This window comes from Gilliamella sp. B3127 (assembly GCF_026536935.1).
GTDB classification, from domain to species: domain Bacteria; phylum Pseudomonadota; class Gammaproteobacteria; order Enterobacterales; family Orbaceae; genus Gilliamella; species Gilliamella apicola_E.
Map to the genome: position 1 here is coordinate 149,364 of NZ_JAFNNI010000002.1, position 17,827 is coordinate 167,190.

Annotated in this window: 14 protein-coding genes and 1 pseudogene; 4 read left to right on the forward strand and 11 right to left on the reverse strand. The window is 36.3% G+C overall.

Annotated elements, in window-relative coordinates:
* Positions 1-174 precede the first annotated feature (174 nt).
* The 3 genes from J3U00_RS03820 to ilvI form a co-directional block, all read right to left on the reverse strand.
* On the reverse strand, positions 175-1,866 hold the full coding sequence (locus J3U00_RS03820; RefSeq protein WP_267331618.1) for an IgaA/UmoB family intracellular growth attenuator: 1,692 nt from the start codon (positions 1,864-1,866) through the stop codon (positions 175-177).
* A gap of 64 nt (positions 1,867-1,930) precedes the next feature.
* Positions 1,931-2,428, reverse strand: coding sequence for an acetolactate synthase small subunit (gene ilvN, locus J3U00_RS03825; protein WP_065563307.1), 498 nt, complete (start codon positions 2,426-2,428; stop codon positions 1,931-1,933).
* Complete coding sequence (gene ilvI, locus J3U00_RS03830; protein ID WP_220225906.1) at positions 2,428-4,146, reverse strand: acetolactate synthase 3 large subunit; 1,719 nt, start codon at positions 4,144-4,146, stop codon at positions 2,428-2,430. Before ilvI ends, ilvN begins: the two co-directional genes overlap by 1 nt.
* A 297-nt stretch (positions 4,147-4,443) precedes the next feature.
* Here ilvI and ygfZ point away from each other — a divergent pair, with 297 nt between their 5' ends.
* Positions 4,444-5,319: a tRNA-modifying protein YgfZ gene (ygfZ, locus tag J3U00_RS03835; RefSeq protein ID WP_267331619.1), complete on the forward strand. Its 876-nt coding sequence runs from the start codon at positions 4,444-4,446 to the stop codon at positions 5,317-5,319.
* A 54-nt stretch (positions 5,320-5,373) separates the two neighbouring features.
* Here ygfZ and J3U00_RS03840 read toward each other — a convergent pair whose 3' ends face one another.
* The 5 genes from J3U00_RS03840 to ppdD all read right to left on the reverse strand — a co-directional run bounded on the left by J3U00_RS03840 (position 5,374) and on the right by ppdD (position 10,189).
* Entirely contained in the window at positions 5,374-6,540 is a 1,167-nt protein-coding gene (locus J3U00_RS03840) for a M20 aminoacylase family protein (RefSeq protein ID WP_267331620.1), read from the reverse strand.
* Between the two features lie 176 nt (positions 6,541-6,716).
* Positions 6,717-7,457, reverse strand: coding sequence for a prepilin peptidase (locus J3U00_RS03845; RefSeq protein WP_267331621.1), 741 nt, complete (start codon positions 7,455-7,457; stop codon positions 6,717-6,719).
* On the reverse strand, positions 7,457-8,626 hold the full coding sequence (gene hofC / locus J3U00_RS03850) for a protein transport protein HofC (protein ID WP_267331622.1): 1,170 nt from the start codon (positions 8,624-8,626) through the stop codon (positions 7,457-7,459). Before hofC ends, J3U00_RS03845 begins: the two co-directional genes overlap by 1 nt.
* Positions 8,627-8,632: 6 nt before the next feature.
* Positions 8,633-9,751: an ATPase, T2SS/T4P/T4SS family gene (locus J3U00_RS03855; RefSeq protein ID WP_267331623.1), complete on the reverse strand. Its 1,119-nt coding sequence runs from the start codon at positions 9,749-9,751 to the stop codon at positions 8,633-8,635.
* 3 nt (positions 9,752-9,754) lie between these two features.
* Positions 9,755-10,189, reverse strand: coding sequence for a prepilin peptidase-dependent pilin (gene ppdD, locus J3U00_RS03860; RefSeq protein WP_267331624.1), 435 nt, complete (start codon positions 10,187-10,189; stop codon positions 9,755-9,757).
* Between the two features lie 175 nt (positions 10,190-10,364).
* Here ppdD and ampD point away from each other — a divergent pair.
* A pseudogene (ampD, locus tag J3U00_RS11635) lies at positions 10,365-10,901 on the forward strand (1,6-anhydro-N-acetylmuramyl-L-alanine amidase AmpD); the annotation flags it as partial.
* A gap of 3 nt (positions 10,902-10,904) precedes the next feature.
* Entirely contained in the window at positions 10,905-11,228 is a 324-nt protein-coding gene (locus J3U00_RS11640; RefSeq protein ID WP_370632609.1) for a YqcC family protein, read from the forward strand.
* Positions 11,229-11,272: 44 nt separating this feature from the next.
* Here J3U00_RS11640 and mltG read toward each other — a convergent pair whose 3' ends face one another.
* Positions 11,273-12,286, reverse strand: a complete 1,014-nt coding sequence (gene mltG, locus J3U00_RS03870) for an endolytic transglycosylase MltG (RefSeq protein WP_416379882.1) — start codon at positions 12,284-12,286, stop codon at positions 11,273-11,275.
* 6 nt (positions 12,287-12,292) lie between these two features.
* The gene (gene alr / locus J3U00_RS03875; RefSeq protein WP_267331627.1) at positions 12,293-13,366 is read right to left on the reverse strand and encodes an alanine racemase; all 1,074 of its coding nucleotides are present in this window, start codon (positions 13,364-13,366) and stop codon (positions 12,293-12,295) included.
* A gap of 244 nt (positions 13,367-13,610) precedes the next feature.
* Between alr and J3U00_RS03880 the strand changes: the two genes are divergently transcribed.
* Positions 13,611-15,728 (forward strand): TonB-dependent receptor plug domain-containing protein, encoded by a 2,118-nt coding sequence (locus tag J3U00_RS03880; RefSeq protein ID WP_267331628.1) that lies wholly within the window; start codon positions 13,611-13,613, stop codon positions 15,726-15,728.
* A gap of 167 nt (positions 15,729-15,895) precedes the next feature.
* Here the strand turns inward: J3U00_RS03880 and J3U00_RS03885 are convergent, their stop codons facing one another.
* Complete coding sequence (locus tag J3U00_RS03885; protein ID WP_267331629.1) at positions 15,896-17,104, reverse strand: hypothetical protein; 1,209 nt, start codon at positions 17,102-17,104, stop codon at positions 15,896-15,898.
* Positions 17,105-17,827 lie beyond the last annotated feature (723 nt).

Genomic DNA, 17,827 nt, shown 5'->3' on the forward strand with positions numbered 1-17,827 from the left:
GTTAACTAGGACATAAGTCCGAAGCCAATGTTCTATGCCACATTTTTAGAAATTAATTTGGAAATAATTGACTATTGATAAAAAAAGTGCTTAATGTGCCGTTAGATTTAAATTTTCTCGTCTTTAATCTGCCAATTTTTTTATTAAAAAATCTCAATAATGGTAAAAATCAACTTAAAGTAGACGATAAGTATAGATATTTTTAATTTTAAAGTTACGAATTCGATTCACAATGGGTTTCAATAACAACATAATACCGTTAAAAACGGTGGCTGAAGCGAAAAGCAAAAATAACAGCAGGTTTACACAAATTGGTAATAGATTTTCACTTATATCTTTTTGGTATAACTCTTGCGTATTTATGGTTAATGTTGAAATGGTATGATTAGCGTCATAATCAACATTCGAAACGAATCCCGACACCGTGACATGATCAGCATGAACGATAGATTGTAGATCTTCACTCTCACCCGATTGAGAAGTTGTATTTTCTTTTAAACCATGTAGAAGAAAATAGCTTGAGGAACTGGCTAAATGAAAAGAGGTATCGGCACTTTGAATTAATGCTTCAATACATCTATCGGCTTTATTTTTAACAGGTACTTCACATGACACATCTAAAAAATTTAATTTCACTACATCACCCGACTTGATGTCGCTAGTAACTAATTTTGATGGATCATCAAAAAACCAAATTTTAGAATCGTGATTGTATTGATGATAAGCAAATAAGAAATTGTCACTCACCTTTGCTTGATTATTGATAGCATAAAGGTAGAACATGCCAGCTAAAAAAAGCCATAGATTACGTCCCCAAAATTTTGGTGGCCCAAATTGTTCAACCTCTTTATTAACCGACATATCGTAGCCATAACGGACAATTTTTTTACTCTCAACATCAACATCTAAATCAACATCAAAAGCGCTATTTTCAGGGATAAATGATTGCCAATTTTTGGGATACTTTAATTTCAAACCATGGCCAATTATAATCTCATTAGATTTAACAATTTTTTTATCTATTTTTCCTTTTATTTGATTAATAAATTGTACTTTAGCTTTATTTTTTGGTTTACGAAAATAAAAGTAAATAGCAACCAGCAAATTCACTGCAAACCAAAACAGATCGTTTAATTCTTTTGTGTCCCAAAAACGATTAAAATAGCTTACGACAAAAGAACAAAAAAATACCGTGAGGATTCCTTTATTTAATTTGTTACGGGAAGCTGATTCTTGAGATGTTTCTTTTCGAACTGATAAAATTTCGTAACCCAATTTTTTACTGAGTTTAGCGTTTGGCCTTAATGTATGAATAGCATTTTCATCGAAGTTTTCGTCTTTGGAGTATTTTGAAATGCCGCTCTGCCAATATACCGAACTCTGTTTATCATTTTTTTCATCAACCAAATAGGCCGCATATAATGCTGAACCTATTTGGTGATCATTGACCTTAACAGCAATAGCGAAATTTTGCGTAAGCGCAATTTCAACTTCGTTATAATCAGTAAGGTAACGATCCATATTGAAAGGAAATACAACATCAATATTTTGGATTTTATAGGAACAAATGTTTTCGGTATGCGAAAATTTAGTTTGTTTGACACAACTACCGGATATTAACATCACTTCTCGAGAAACTAATGATGACTTTTTTTTCCCAGAAGATTGGTTCATCGATAAATAGGTTTCTAAACCATCTCTTTCCTGTTTAGTTAACATTCTAAAAGGTTTGAGGTCAGTAAAACTACCGGCTATTAGCTTATTTTTATATTTATTTATTCTAAATTTTTTTATTGGATAAGAAATAATAGAATAAATAAATGAAATAATTAATTGAATTATCGTCAAAAAAACAATAAATGGCATTAAAACTTATTCCTTATAAGTCTTATTTTATAATAAAGTAAAAATTTAACTTTTAATTATAAAATTAATGATTGACTGTTTTTTCACTCCGGGATAGACCGATAATTCCAGAACGCACAATTTCAACAATATTACACGTTTCACGAATTGAGGCTAAAAACGAGTCTAACTTTTCGCTCGTTCCTGATAACTGTACAATATAATGAGTAGCAGTTACATCGACTATCGAGCCTCGAAAAATATCAGCACAGCGTTTTACTTCATCACGCGCATCAGAACCTTTCGCCGCCACTTTAACCAGCATGATTTCACGCTCAACGTGAGGACCTTCGGTTAAATCATTCACCCGATAAACATTGACCAGCTTATGCAGTTGTTTTTGGATCTGCTCAATTACATGCTCATCCCCCGTTGTTTGAATCGTCATACGACTCATGGTTGGATCTTCGGTTTGTGCAGTAGTAATCGATTCAATGTTGAATCCACGTTGTGAAAATAAACCAATGATTCGTGACAAAGCACCCGGTTCGTTTTCTGTTAAAATTGATAGTATATAACGCATTAGGTTCTCTCCGTTTTACTTAGCCACATTTCATTCATTGCTCCACCACGAATTTGCATTGGATAAACATGTTCCGTAGCATCCGTCATGACATCAATAAAGACTAAACGATTTTTTATCGAAAGCGCTTCTTTCAGTTTCGGTTCCAGATCTTCACGTTTATCAATCCTCATACCTACATGACCATAAGCTTCGGCAATTTTTGCAAAATCGGGGAGTGACTCCATATAAGATGAAGAGTGACGACCTGCATAAATCATATCTTGCCACTGTTTAACCATCCCTAAAAAGCGATTGTTAAGATTTAATACAATCACTGGCAAACCATATTGCAATGCGGTTGAAAGCTCTTGAATATTCATCTGAATACTTCCATCACCAGTCACACAAACTACATGCTTTTTAGGAAACGCAAGTTTAACACCTAATGCCGCTGGCAAACCAAATCCCATAGTACCCAGTCCACCAGAAGTAATAAAGTGACGCGGTTTGTCAAATGGGTAATAAAGCGCCGTAAACATTTGATGTTGACCTACATCGGTAGCAATATATGCGTCACCTTTGGTTAATTTATATAAAACTTCAATGGCTTCTTGTGGTTTAATGCTTTTACCTTTGTGGCTGTATGCTAAACATTTGCGCGCACGCCAATGGTCAATTTGCTTCCACCAATCGATTAGCGCATCTAAATCACGATCAACATTAATTTCATTGAGTTGAGTTAACATTGTTTCAAGTACTTTTTTAGCATCGCCAACTACCGGAATTGCAGCGGATACTGTTTTAGATATTGACGTTGGATCAATATCAATATGAATAATTTTTGCTTTAGGACAATATTTTTCAACATTATTAGTCGTTCTATCATCAAAGCGAGCACCGACAGCAAAAATCACATCGGCGTTATGCATGGCCATATTCGCTTCATAGACACCATGCATACCAATCATACCTAAATATTTTTTATCAGTTCCTGGAAAAGCACTAATTCCCATTAATGTTGAGGCAACAGGAAGATTTAATTTATCAGCTAAAGATTTAACCGCGTCGCTAGCATTGGCACTAATTACACCGCCACCAATATATAGAACAGGTTTTTTAGCTGATAATAATGTAGTTAATGCTTTTTTGATTTGTCCTTTATGCCCTTGAATGGTTGGATTGTAAGAGCGCATTGAGACTGATTGTGGATAGCTATAGTTATATTTATTTGCCGGATTAACAATATCTTTTGGCAAATCAATCACAACTGGACCGGGCCTCCCTGTTGAGGCAATATAAAATGCTTTTTTTATCGTTTCTGGAATATCTTTGCTATCTTTTATTAAAAAGCTATGTTTAACAATCGGGCGAGAGATCCCAACCATATCACACTCTTGGAAAGCATCATTACCAATTAAATTACTGGCGACTTGACCTGATAAGATAACTAAAGGCACAGAATCCATATAAGCAGTAGCAATACCGGTAATAGTATTCGTTGCGCCAGGACCAGAGGTAACCAAAACGACACCGACATCACCAGTTGATCTGGCATAACCATCAGCCATATGGACAGCAGCTTGTTCATGACGGACTAAAATATGCTCAATTCCACCTAGGGTATGAATGGCATCATAAATATCTAGAACACTGCCTCCTGGATAACCAAAAATTTGCTTAACTCCCTGGTCAATCAAGGATTGAATGACCATTTCTGCGCCTGACAGTTTTGCCATGGTTGTTGCCTCCATTTATAACTAATTTGTCATTTTTTCCCCATTTTGCATGAACTAATACAGAAAATCAATAAAGTCAACAATATAAGTTAACTTATTCTCAATTTTGGGTACTAGTACTCATTTTTGAAAGAAATAACTTGTAAAAGTTTATTTTATCTATTTTAATGCAATAATAGTGAGAAATTAATCGATCGACTAATTGATTAATTTTGAATTATTAAAGGCGTTTTCGCTTTTGTTTACGCTCTTTTATATATCTATATTAGGGCTCATTATAATTAAAAGGTGTTTTTAATGGCCAATTCTTATTACAAACAAACCTCCCTATCTGATTGGCAATTAGTCAAAGTATCAGGTATGGATAACCGTACATTTTTACAGGGACAAGTAACAGCTGACCTTAGTCGTATTAACGAAAACTCAGCATCATTCGCAGCACATTGTGACGCAAAAGGACGTATGTGGAGTAATTTTATATTATTCCAACGAGGTGAAGATATATTCTATATCTTACGTAAAAGTGTTGCCGAAAGACAAATTAGTGAATTGAAAAAAACGGCAGTTTTTTCTAAAGTAACTATAGAGCCCGTTCTGGATTTAAATCTAGTCGGATTGGAAGATGATGCAATAGATCCTTCTGTGATTTCAGCATTGGGCGATCACAATTGTATTACTATTGGTGGTGTGACTTATATTAAACTCACATCGCCTAAATTGCGAGTGATAAAAGTATCGTCTGAACCATTACCTACTGATTTACAGCCATCTGATCACTGGTTACAACTTGAATTAGAAGCTGGTCACGCTATTATCGATGCTCCTAATATTGAAAGTCTGCTTCCTCAAGCTTGTAATTTACAACATTTTAAAGCAATAAGCTTTGATAAAGGTTGTTATTGTGGGCAAGAAATGGTAGCTAGAGCGCAATTCCGAGGTGCAAATAATCGAGGGCTTTATCTATTAAAAGGTCATAGTAAAGCATTACCGGAAATCGGTGATAAACTTGAATATGAACTTGAAGGAAACTGGCGTGAAGGTGGTCAGATCTTAGCGGCATTAAAAGTTGGGCAAAATGATGAAGTTTATGCTCAAATAGTGTTAGCAAATGGTTTTGATAGTGAAACAAAATTCAGAGTCAAAGGCCAACCTGATAGTGAATTAAAGTTATAATTTAATATCGATCAAGCAGGAATAGTTTTATAATTATTCCTGCTTTTTAATGTATTAATTACCTAACTCTTGATGAACAATTTCAACAAAATATTGTGCACCAGTTGTTAAGATCTCATCATTAAAATTATACGACGGATTATGAAGATTCGCGCCCTCTCCCGCACCAATTTTGATATAAACGCCCGGCACTTTTTGCAACATAAAAGCAAAATCTTCTGACCCCATTGTTGGTGGTGAATCAATCACAATCTTATCGTTACCCACAAGTTTTTGGGCAACTTTAATTGCTATATCCGCCTGTTTAGCATGATTGATAGTTGCTGGATAACGGCGTTGATAATCAACTTCGGCTTTTGTACAAAACGTTAAAGCGGTTCCAGTTGAAATATGTTTGATTCTTTCTTCTGCCAAATCTTGATCTTCAGCACTCAATGCCCTAACTGTTCCACGAATCACCGCATGTTGTGGAAGCACATTCCAAGTATCGCCACTATGAATCTGTGTCACACTAATAACCAACGAATCAGTTGGATTTAAATTACGGCTGACAATTGTTTGCAAACTATTGACAATATTGGTAGCGGTTAAAATGGTATCTCTACCTAAATGTGGTGCAGCAGCATGTGAACCAACACCAGTTATTTTAATTTCAAAAACATCATAAGATGCCATGACTGGACCATGATTAATTAAAAAATGGTTTAACGCTAAATTAGGTTGATTATGCATACCATAAACAGCTTCGATAGGAAATTTTTCAAATAGACCATTTTCCACCATCACTCGACCACCGCCTTCGTTTTCTTCAGCAGGTTGGAAGACCACCACCACCGTACCAGAAAAATTACGATTCGCACTTAAATATTTTGCTGCGCCTAACAATGTTGCAGTATGACCATCATGCCCACAAGCATGCATTTTACCGGGGATTTTTGAACAGTAGCCAATTTTGTTTTCTTCAACGATATCCAACGCATCAATATCTGCACGTAAAGCAATAGTACGACCTTTATTCTTACCATGAATAACCCCTACTACACCAGTTGGCGCAAAATCGGTATACAGTTCGGTAATTCCAAACGATTTTAGCTTTTCGATAATAAACTGGGTTGTTTGCTTCTCTTCGAATGCAGTTTCAGGGTGAGAATGAATATGATGACGCCATTCAATCATCTCATCTTTTAATGCAGCAATGCTTTTCGCGGTAGTACTAGTCATTGATTATTCCTTACATTTAGCTATAAATCTGAAAAGACTTTAATCGCACTATAATCTTAATTTGAATAAAGTAAAAATAACTAATTCTTTTATCGTTATCTTTTTTAGTTATAAGCCAAGGAGTGCAAGAATTTATGTGAATACCCAAAGAGATGTAATTAAAAAAACAATCAAGATCACAAACTGAAAATGATTAAATAACCAGATAACAACAGAAAAGGACCAAAGGCGATCATTTCATGCATTGTTTGCTTATATTTTGCAAAAATAAAAAAAAGTATGCCTGACAATGATGCCATAATTAACAATAATGGAATTAATTGATAAGGTAGCCAAGCACCCAAAGCCGCGGCGAGTTTAATATCCCCACCACCTAAACCGGCTCGTTTTGTTAGGCAAAAATAACAGACAGCAGGTAATTTAAGCATTAAATAACCACAAAAAACCCCCGTTAAGGCGTCGCTGATGGTTAACGAATTTAGATCAAAATAAGCCATCATCAACCCAGCCCACATCAACGGTTGTGTAAAAAAATCAGGCAGTAAAAAATAGCGAAAATCAATCAGTGCTAAAAGCAAAAAATAGCTCGCAAGTAGCATTAATAACATACTTTGAAAATTGAGATCTTTGTTCAAATATATTAGTAAAAATAATCCCGCTACAGCCAACTCAAAAATTGGATAGCAAAAAGCGATCTTTTGCTGACAAAAATAACATCGCCTTTTTAATATTAACCATGATAGAACTGGAATTAACTGCCAAGCAGAAAGTGAGTGTTGACAATGTGGGCACGAAGAACGAGGAAACGTGATAGCGACTAAATAATCAAACAAAGATTGTGAAGGCGAATATCGCCAATAAGCAACTTGCAAAAAACTACCGACCGCAAGCCCAACACAAAAAACCAAGACAGCCATTAATGAATCACATCTCCCATTTGAAATACGGGTAAATACATCGAAATCACTAATCCTCCAATTATCAATGCTAAAAATAACATCAAAATCGGCTCAAATGCTTTGACTAAATTATCGGTTAAGGTTTGATTTTGTTGTTGATAATAGAGGGACAAGTTATTAAGCATAACATCTAATGATCCTGACTCTTCGCCAGCATGAACTAGCTGTACACAAAGTTTAGGAAAATAGGACGATAGCATTTGACTAAAGGCATTACCTTGTTCAATACCGTTAATTATTTTATTGATAATGTCACGATAATAACTATTTCCTGTAGTATTTGCCGAAGCACTAAGTCCTGTTATTAATGGAATACCTGCTTGCTGAGTGATTGCTAATGTGTGGAAAATCTGCATTAAGCATTGTGATTGAATCACTTGCCCCAATAACGGCAATGCTAATTTTTGCCGATCAATAGTTAGTTGATAGCGGACTTTAAAAAAACGCTGGAATAAAAAGTAACCCAGCGACGGCACTAATAATATGAGTACACCATTTTGCTGAACCTTATTAGCAATATCAATCACTAGCTGGGTAAAATAAGGTAATTGAGCATCAAAACTTTGATAAATGTCGGCGAATTTTGGTAATACAATAAACATCATCACGATAATAACCACTACTGATACTGACAATAAAAAAAGCGGATAACGCATTGCCTTTCTAATCTGTTTTTGTAATTGCAATGATTTTTCAAGATGTGCGGTTAGTTGTTCAAAACTGTGATCGAGTTGTCCGGTTAATTCACCAATAGCAATAATTTCACAATAAAGCGCAGGAAATACCGAATGATATTGTTTTAAAACAGTGGACAGCGATTCACCTTTGGCGATTTGCTGACTAATGTCTGATAACAAATACTGCCATTGAGGTTTAGGCTGATCATCAAGAATTAATCTCAGACTATCAATAATCGATAATCCAGCCTTCAACATAGTGGCTAACTGTTTTGTGATAATTAGCAGATCGCTAGGATTAAAACTTTTTTTAGTAATAATATTTCCGGCACGAATTTTAATCGCGATTTGACCTTGCAATAAAAGCTGTCTTTTCACATCTTGCTTTGATGTGGCAATAATCTTATTTTGATGAAAATTAATGTCATACCAAAAATAGATCCGCTTCATACACTATCACCCTATGACTACTTCACCTAAAACCCGATTTAATTCAGCCAAAGTAGTGATACCTTGTTGTACTAACTTAAAGCCAGCTTGCAATAATGTGACTCTATTATGGGGTGAGATTGGTTGATTAGTTATAATCTGTTGTTGCACTTCTGGGGTCACCATTAACAGTTCATATACACCTACTCGTCCTAAATAACCACCTACACACTTGTCACACCCCATGGCGATAAAGTGTGGTGAAGGTTGATTATCAATTAGGGTTAGTTCACTAGCAACGACTTTGCAATGTTGGCAAAGCTTTCTCACCAACCGTTGAGCGATAACCAATTTCAAACTGGACGATAAAAGATAATTTTTGATGCCCATTTGATTTAACCGAACTATTGCTTCAACACTCGAATTAGTATGCAAAGTGGATAATACTAAATGGCCTGTTTGAGCTGCTTGAATGGCAATTTCGGCAGTTTCATGGTCACGAATTTCGCCAATCATCATCACGTCTGGATCTTGGCGCAATAAAGCGCGTAATATCACCGAAAAAGTTAGGCCGGCTTTATGATTAATCGCGGTTTGATTAATACCTTCTAAAGGAATTTCGATCGGATCTTCAACACTACAAATATTACATTCAGCTTTATTTAGATGCTTTAACGCACTATATAAAGTCATAGTTTTACCACTGCCGGTTGGGCCAGTAACCAAAATCAACCCTTGCGGATAATCTAAAATCTGTTTAAGTGTGAGAAGATCTTGTTCGGTTAATCCTAAATCATTAATGGTTAGCTCAGATTCATGATTATCCATAACCCGCAATACAATCTTTTCACCGTTGATCACCGGCAAGGTGGCAATTCGCATTGCATAGTTATTAATTACCAATTGACCATCTTGCGGTAAGCGGTGTTCAGCAATATTTAAATTAGCCATAATTTTTAATCGGGCGGTGATCTGCTTAGCAAGGCTAAGTGGTGGCATTAGCCTATTTTGCAAAACGCCATCAATCCTCATGCGTATTCGATAGTAATTTTGATAAGGCTCGAAATGAATATCAGATGCTCGCTTATCCAGTGCTGATAATAATAGCTTATCGAGACTTTCAACCAATTGATCTTCTTGCATCATAATTTATTGAAATTTAAAAATATCTTCACAAGCCGTTTTTAAACTGTTATCAACAGGATTTGTGACACAGGTACGTGACCAATCTAAATTGCCTAACGATGCGTTCAACTTAGGTGTTAAAGTTGTGGTTAAGCTAGATAACGCGCTCTTACCGACAATAGTAATCACGCCATTAGTAACATTGATCGAAGTAACATAGTTAGTCGATCTTGTCGTGGGCACACCATTTGCTCCAGCATTACATTTATTTAATGCGCCCTGCTCAATAGCACAAATTTCAATCGCTGTTTTATAGGCTGTCATTGATTGAAGCATATCGGTTAAAGCGGCCTTTTTGACATAACTTTGATAGGCTGGCAAACCGATAGCTGTTAAAATGGCGACTACCACAATGGCGATCATTAACTCAAATAAGGTAAATCCAGACTGCTTGTACATAAATTCCTCTAATGATTAATCAATTGATAGATAGAGTAACTTTATAGCAAACTGAAAAAATGAAATAATAACCAGATAAAAGATTTGGAAGTTAAAATACAAATTGATTACCACAATCAACATTGTATTAATCAAAGTTGTGAACAAGATCGCAATACACACTATTGGAGCCATAATGACCTTAAAAGTGTTAAAAATAGTTGATGGTTGGATAAGCAATATCAAACAGGTCAAATCGCCGTATTATAATGATCGCACTGACCCCATCACATTATTAGTTATTCATAATATCAGCCTGCCACCCAACCAATATGGCGGGCCTTATGTTGAACAACTTTTTACCGGTAAGCTCGATCCGAATCAGCACCCTTATTTTGCCGATATCTATAAACTACAAGTATCAAGTCACCTATTTATAAGACGCGATGGTGAAATTATTCAATTTGTGCCATTTAATAAACGTGCTTGGCATGCAGGTAAATCAGTATTTGAAGGTAAAGAAAACTGCAACGACTTCTCAATTGGCATAGAAATGGAAGGATGTGATACCGACAACTTTACCGAGGCACAATACCAGCAACTTGCCAACGTTACCATACTATTACAACAAACCTACCCAATCGAAAATATAACTGGACATAGTGACATCGCCCCAGATCGCAAAACCGATCCTGGTCCTTATTTTGATTGGAATTATTATCAAACACTGATTAATATGAAAACAATTTCAATACAACTGAACCTAATTAAAGATGAACTGCAAAACCTTAACTTATGGCAACCCTCACCCCCTGAGGCAGAAGCTTTTTTAAGTGAGCAGCCATTTGCACTCGACACCATGCAACCGCATGAATGGTTACAATGGATCTTTATTCCGCGCATACAGGCGTTAATCGATGCTAAAAGCGAAATACCTAAATTTGCTCTTCACCCATATTTTGAAGAGGCATTCAAACAGCAAGAAATAGAGGTAGATGATTTATTAGCGCTAATTAAACAACTTGATGAATTAACCACCACTCGGTCAACAGATGAATAATCGAAAAGAGAGACAGCCACAACCGTGGCTGTAAAATTGAAAAATTAATTGTTCATTCTGCGGTATTCATTAACCGCTTGTTGATGATTACTATAATTACTACTAAATGTATGACCACCAGTACCATTAGCAACAAAGAATAGATAATTCGTTTTAGCTGGATGTGCTGCTGCTTCAAGTGATGCTAAACTTGGCATAGCAATTGGAGTTGGTGGTAGCCCCTCAATCACATAAGTATTATAAGGATTATTGGTATCAGTCAAATCAACACGCCTAATCGTACCCGTATAATTATCCCCTAACCCATAAATAATGGTGGGATCGGTTTGCAACTTCATATTTGCTTTTAAACGATTAACAAAAACCGAAGCAACATTAGCACGTTCAGAGCTTATGCCTGTTTCTTTCTCAATAATCGAGGCAATAATCAGCAACTCATAAGGTGTTTTATAAGGCAGATCTTTATCGCGATTATCCCACACTTTTTGTAGATTGTTTTTCATAGTCAAATGGGCACGCTTAAGAATATTAATATCTAAACTATCTGCGGTATATTGATATGTATCTGGTGATAACCAACCTTCCAATTTTCCATCATCAATACCCAATATCTTCGCAATTTCATCGTGAGACTTACCGGTTAATGTTTGCTTAATATAAGGGGTATTACTCAGCACATTCAACCAATCTTTAGCGCGCTTACCTTCAACAAATTGCACAAAAAAACTGCTCTCTTTACCCGATACCAACAACTTTAAAAACTCCTCAACCGTCATATGAGGATGCAATTGATAAGTTCCAGCTTTAATCGAACTTAAAGAGGGATTGAGTTTATACAAATAAGGTAACAAATACGCTTGTTGCATTAAATCACTCTCCTTAACTTGCTCAACTAATTGATGCAAAGAGGTGCCTTTTTTCAACACAAACATCTGATTATCAGCCGTGACATTCATATGTTGCTTAGAAAATTGTTGTAAATAATAATAACCAATAGCTAATGAACCACCGACGAGTAAAACTACCGTCAGTAACGTATGCAAAATAAATTTTTTAATCATAACCTAGTCTTTATAACGAATTTTTGCGCGTGAAGTTAAGCGCGTTAATAACTCATAAGCACTCATTCCCGTGTGCTTAGCGATTTGTTCAACCGGCAATTCCTTGCCCCAAAAAATGACTTCGTCGCCGGGTTTATCTTGGCAGTGTAGTCCTAAATTGACCACAATCATATCCATAGAAACACGACCAACAATCGGTACTAAGCGACCATTAATACTCACGGGTGTATTTTCTGGAATATCGCGCGGATAACCATCACCATATCCCATCGCCACAACCCCTAGTACAGTGTCACTTTCACTTGTCCAAGTTTGACCATAACCAACTGATTGTCCTTTTTCGTGCTTACGTACTGCGATTAATTCAGATTTGAGCGTCATAGCGGGTTGTAAATCAACGACCGCCTCAGCAAATGGCGAAACCCCATATAACGCAATACCAACTCGAATCATATCAAGATGAGAATCAGGCCAAGCAAGCAAACCACCTGATGCTGCAATCGATTGTTGACAGCCATTAACCGAACGAGCAAATTCATTAAAACGTGCTATTTGGGTATTGGTTTGTGAAGAATCTAACTCATCTGCACTACTAAAATGGCTAATAATATTGATCGGCTGGCGAACAGCTTTACAGCTAGCTAAACGATTAAACTCGTTTATTGCTTCATCAATATGAAAACCTAAACGGTGCATACCGGTGTCAATCTTAAACCAAACTGTGATCTCATTTGCAAAAGGGATCGTATTTAAAACATCGATTTGCCAACTTGAATGGATAACTGGTTGCAAATTAAAATCAAGCAAATCGTTAATATCATCATGCGGAAAAAAACCTTCCAAAAGCACGATAGGACCACGAATACCAACTTGACGCAAAGCTATTGCCTCTGAAACTCGTGCAACACCAAAACAATCAACTTTACCATCCAACAACTGAGCAACCCCTTCCATGCCATGACCATAAGCATTCGCTTTAACCACTGCCATTAAAGTACAGTTTGGAGATTTTTGTTTAAAAAATTCAACATTGTGTAAAATTGATTTACGATTAACTTCGACAACAGCAATAGACATTTTGCATAACCTAACTTATATATTGAATGGTTATTGTAAAATTTGTTATCGATAATCACAAATAAAAAATCGGCAATTTGCGTGATTTTGTTGTTAAAAATGTGACAAAGTTAAAAAATCCACACTTATCCTCGCAATTAATACAATTCGAATTAATTTAATTATTTACATCAATAATAATAATGATTATCATTTGCGTTTTATATCAATACAACGTTATACAAAAGAGACAAAGAGAAGTTTTATGACCCAAAAATTACCTTATATAGCAATATTAACTATCTGTTTTTGCGCAGATACTTATGCAGAAGAAAAAAAAGGAAATCCACAAGATACCATTATCGTTACCGCTGATCGGAATGAAAAAACAGTATGGGATAGCTCAGTATCTGTTAATGCAGTCAACCGTGACGAGATTGAAAAACTCAATGGCGATTCTGTGGTTGAAGCACTGCGTGATATTCCAGGCGTTGAAATTACCGATAACGCACTAGCAGGACGCAAACAAATCATGATTCGTGGTGAAGCGCCTTCGCGTATATTAATGTTAATTGATGGTCAAGAAGTGACTTATCATCGTTCCGGACACGGTTCAAGTGCTGGTGTATTAATCGACATGGAATCAGTTGAACGCATCGAAGTGATTAAAGGGCCTCACTCAGTATTATATGGCTCGCAAGCGATTGGTGGCGTCGTTAACTTTATAACCCGTAAAGGAAGTAAAGATGGAAAACCACTAACTGGAGATGCCAAATTAATCTATAACCAATCAACCAATGGCTTTACCGAAATGGGCACGGTAAACGGCACGATTGATGAAATATTTGATTACCGAATTAGTGGAACCTACTCTGAAAACAATGATCGCAAAGCGTATCAAGGCAAACTGCATGATACCGACTTTGATAATAACAACATAAGCTCATGGTTAGGACTCAATCTGGATAAACACAAATTTGGTATATCATTAGATCGTTATAAACTGAATACCAAAACCTACACCGATGATAACTCACCAGAAATAAAAGAGTTTTGGGTAAACATTCCACTACTAAAACGTGAAAAAGTGGGATTCTTTTATGATTATGACGTTGATGCAGGTTTCTTAAAAAAACTGCATTATGATGCTTACGCCCAAAAACTAAATCGTCAATTTAGAAACCATGTCGTAGTATCACCTAGACCGATAATGAAAGTAACGACCAACACGGCCACCAATGACGAACAAAAAACCTATGGCATGACATTCCAATCAGACATGCAACCACATAAAGATATGACATTAATTGCTGGTGTACAGTATCAACAAGATAATGTTGACCAAGACTCACATAATGTCGTGATATCAAAAATGCCTGCACCACCAGCTAGTTATACCCAACATAAATACCTAACTAACAAATGGCAACAATCGAGTATCGCACTATTTGGGCAAAATGATTGGGCAATAACCGATGATATCTCTTGGAATCTTGGTGCTCGTAAATATTGGGTCGAATCAAAACTAAAAAACGGCAATACCACCATAAATAAAATCCCGGTTATGGGATCGGCAACAACCAGCCACAGTATCGATCGAAAAAAGAAAACTCATGATAACAACTTTGTTGTATCGTCAGGATTAACCTACTCAGGTTTTAAAAACACCCAACTAAGAGCCTCGTTTGCACAAGGTTATGTTTACCCAACCCTTGCACATCTTTATGCCGTCACCTCGGCTGCTTCGCAAACGATTTATGGAAACTCGCATCTAAAAGCTGAAAAATCCAACAACTACGAAATTGGTTTACGTTATAACAATAACAAATTATTAGTTGATGGGGCGATCTACTTCTCGGATGCAAAAGACTATATCACTCAAATGAACTGTAATGGCTCATCGATTTGTAGTGGCGCATCCGGACGTTCTATTACTTATTATGGCAATGCCAACAAAGCCAAAACCCATGGCTTAGAATTAAGTGTTGAATACCTAGACCTTCCGGTGAATCCTTATCTAAAAGGGAATTACCTAAGCCGTAAAATCGAGACAGATACCTACAGCACTCGTGACACCGGCAACCCACGCTTTACAGGGAGTGCAGGGATAAAACATACAGCTTATTTTGATAAATTTGATATTGATTCAGACCTATTTATGCGATTTGCCACCAACGCAACAAAACGCGGTGATTCATCTGTTTATCACTACAGCGGATGGTCAACATTAAACTTATCAACCACAACCTCATTTGGCGCTAATCGCCAGTACCATATTGGGTTAGACCTCAACAATATCTTAAACAGAAACTACACCACAGCTTACGAATCAATACCAGCAGCTAAATTCCATGCTATCATTAGCGCCAGTATGAAATTCTAAAGCTGCGATATAGCAAGGCAAAAGAATCCCTATGCCTAAAAAAATCCGCCCTAGTTGGGGCGGATGGTTTAAGAGTTAGACACTATAAAATTGCTTGTTATCGCTCGATTACGTTGAATTTTCGATTCTTTAGTGAATATAATTATTTTTTCACCCAAGTAATGATGCTAAGGTAAAGTACAAATCCCTTCCAAAATGCTTTCATAGCCAGTATAAAACCAATGTATATGACCATCCTCAGGGTAAACAACAAACCGATTATCGCTGCCAGGAGCTATAACATTGGTCCAGAACCTGGTAACACCAAAGTCGGCTTTTTCATATTTGCTTAGATTACCCCACTCCGCAATAAAGCTAGCACCAATTCTACGCTGATAATGATCACCTGATGAGGAAGGTGTAGCACCAGTCACTTCATGACGTTTTGCATTAGTTAAATCTTTAACCGTAGGCATACGATAACCAATTTTATTACACCAAGACTCCATATTAGAATAGGTATAAAAACCTTTACCTCGGTAGACAAACCATTGTTTTATCTCAAATCCATACTTGACAGCTTTCTTACCATTATGGACATAATGACCTATTAACTCGAAAGTCTGCGGCAAAGTAGGCTTAGCAATAAGACCAGGATTGTTAGAATTCCATTGGGATGCCTTCGCAACTGGACCGGTTAAGGTAACCCGTACGCTTGTCGGTGTAAAATTGCCCACAGTAGCAGTAATACCTCCCCGAGTGACAGAAGACCAAGCCAATAGCTGACTATTACCAGCAATTTCTAAATCAAAGTACATGTTATTAGCACCCGTAGTCGGAAAGTTTTTACCATAATAATCAGGCCTAGTATCCTGAGTGAAAAAACCCTTATAACGGTTCCAAATAGAAGATGGACCATCGTTATTAGGTAGATCTGCAACCGAAACGGGTTTGGCAAAACAAACCTCTGGTTCAGTCTTAGGGTTAGGAGTAACATAATAAGTCACACTACTTGCATTGAAACTACGACTACGTGGAACCCCATAACGTGTGGATAGAGAACCATTCGTACTGGTTAATTTAAGACTATAAGGGGCACCACAAGGCCCTAATGTTCGATCACGTGGTACAGCTCGGCTGTATTTATCGGTGACAGATAAACTTAAAGTACCTGTAGCTATAACGTTTGTATCGCCATCATCATCCTTCCAACCAAGCATATTGAATTCCACTGAATCTTTGTCAACTGGAATAAACATGTGAATGCCACTAACAGGTTGGTTAGCAATAGGCAAGACGATTGGATTTTCAGGAGATGAAGTATTAGTTGAAGGCGTGTATTGCACACCATTGTTAAAAGCAATACTGAGCAAACCATCAGTATCAACTGCAAGCATACTAGCGCCGACATTTTTATAAACAAAATAAGGCGCACTACCCTGAATATGATTTCTTGTTGTCTGTGAAGTTAATGCATGGCTGGAATAAAAAGGTATTAGTAAAAGGCCTAGCGGTAAAAAGATCTCTCGAAATAATTTAGATCGACAAAATGATCCAAATGACGATCGGAACGACGATCGACTGCGTGATCTTAAATTTTTGTCAATTAATAAACCGGAGTGTAAAAAAAGAGGCTGAGAGTTTAAATTTGGCGAATTTAAATTATAGGTTGGCCAAGTTGCCTGTTGCCTGTTGCCTGTTGAAAATTATAGAACATATTCGACTATCCTGTCAAGTAATTTTATGATTTATTTACTATTTTTTGTTTATTGATTAAACTTTAGCTATTCAGCTAAAGTGATCTAGAAGTATAGTGATTGGAAGAATATGACGCAATAATTATTTCACTCTAGATCGTTAACTTTTGTAAATAATAGCAGAAGAAGATCTAAGAAATTACTAGATAAATTATTGTTTAATTGGCAAATATTGACTTTACAAACCTTTAAAAATTAAGGTTATTGATCCTTAAAAATTTTATTTTAGTGTTTAAAATAGTGATTGTGATCATTTAAAAGCTTTTAAATGAAATTTAGAACCCCAAAAACCCCGCTCCTCAACTTTTCTGATATAAAAATAATTAAAACACATCATCATTTAGAGCCAAATTATTCATATGG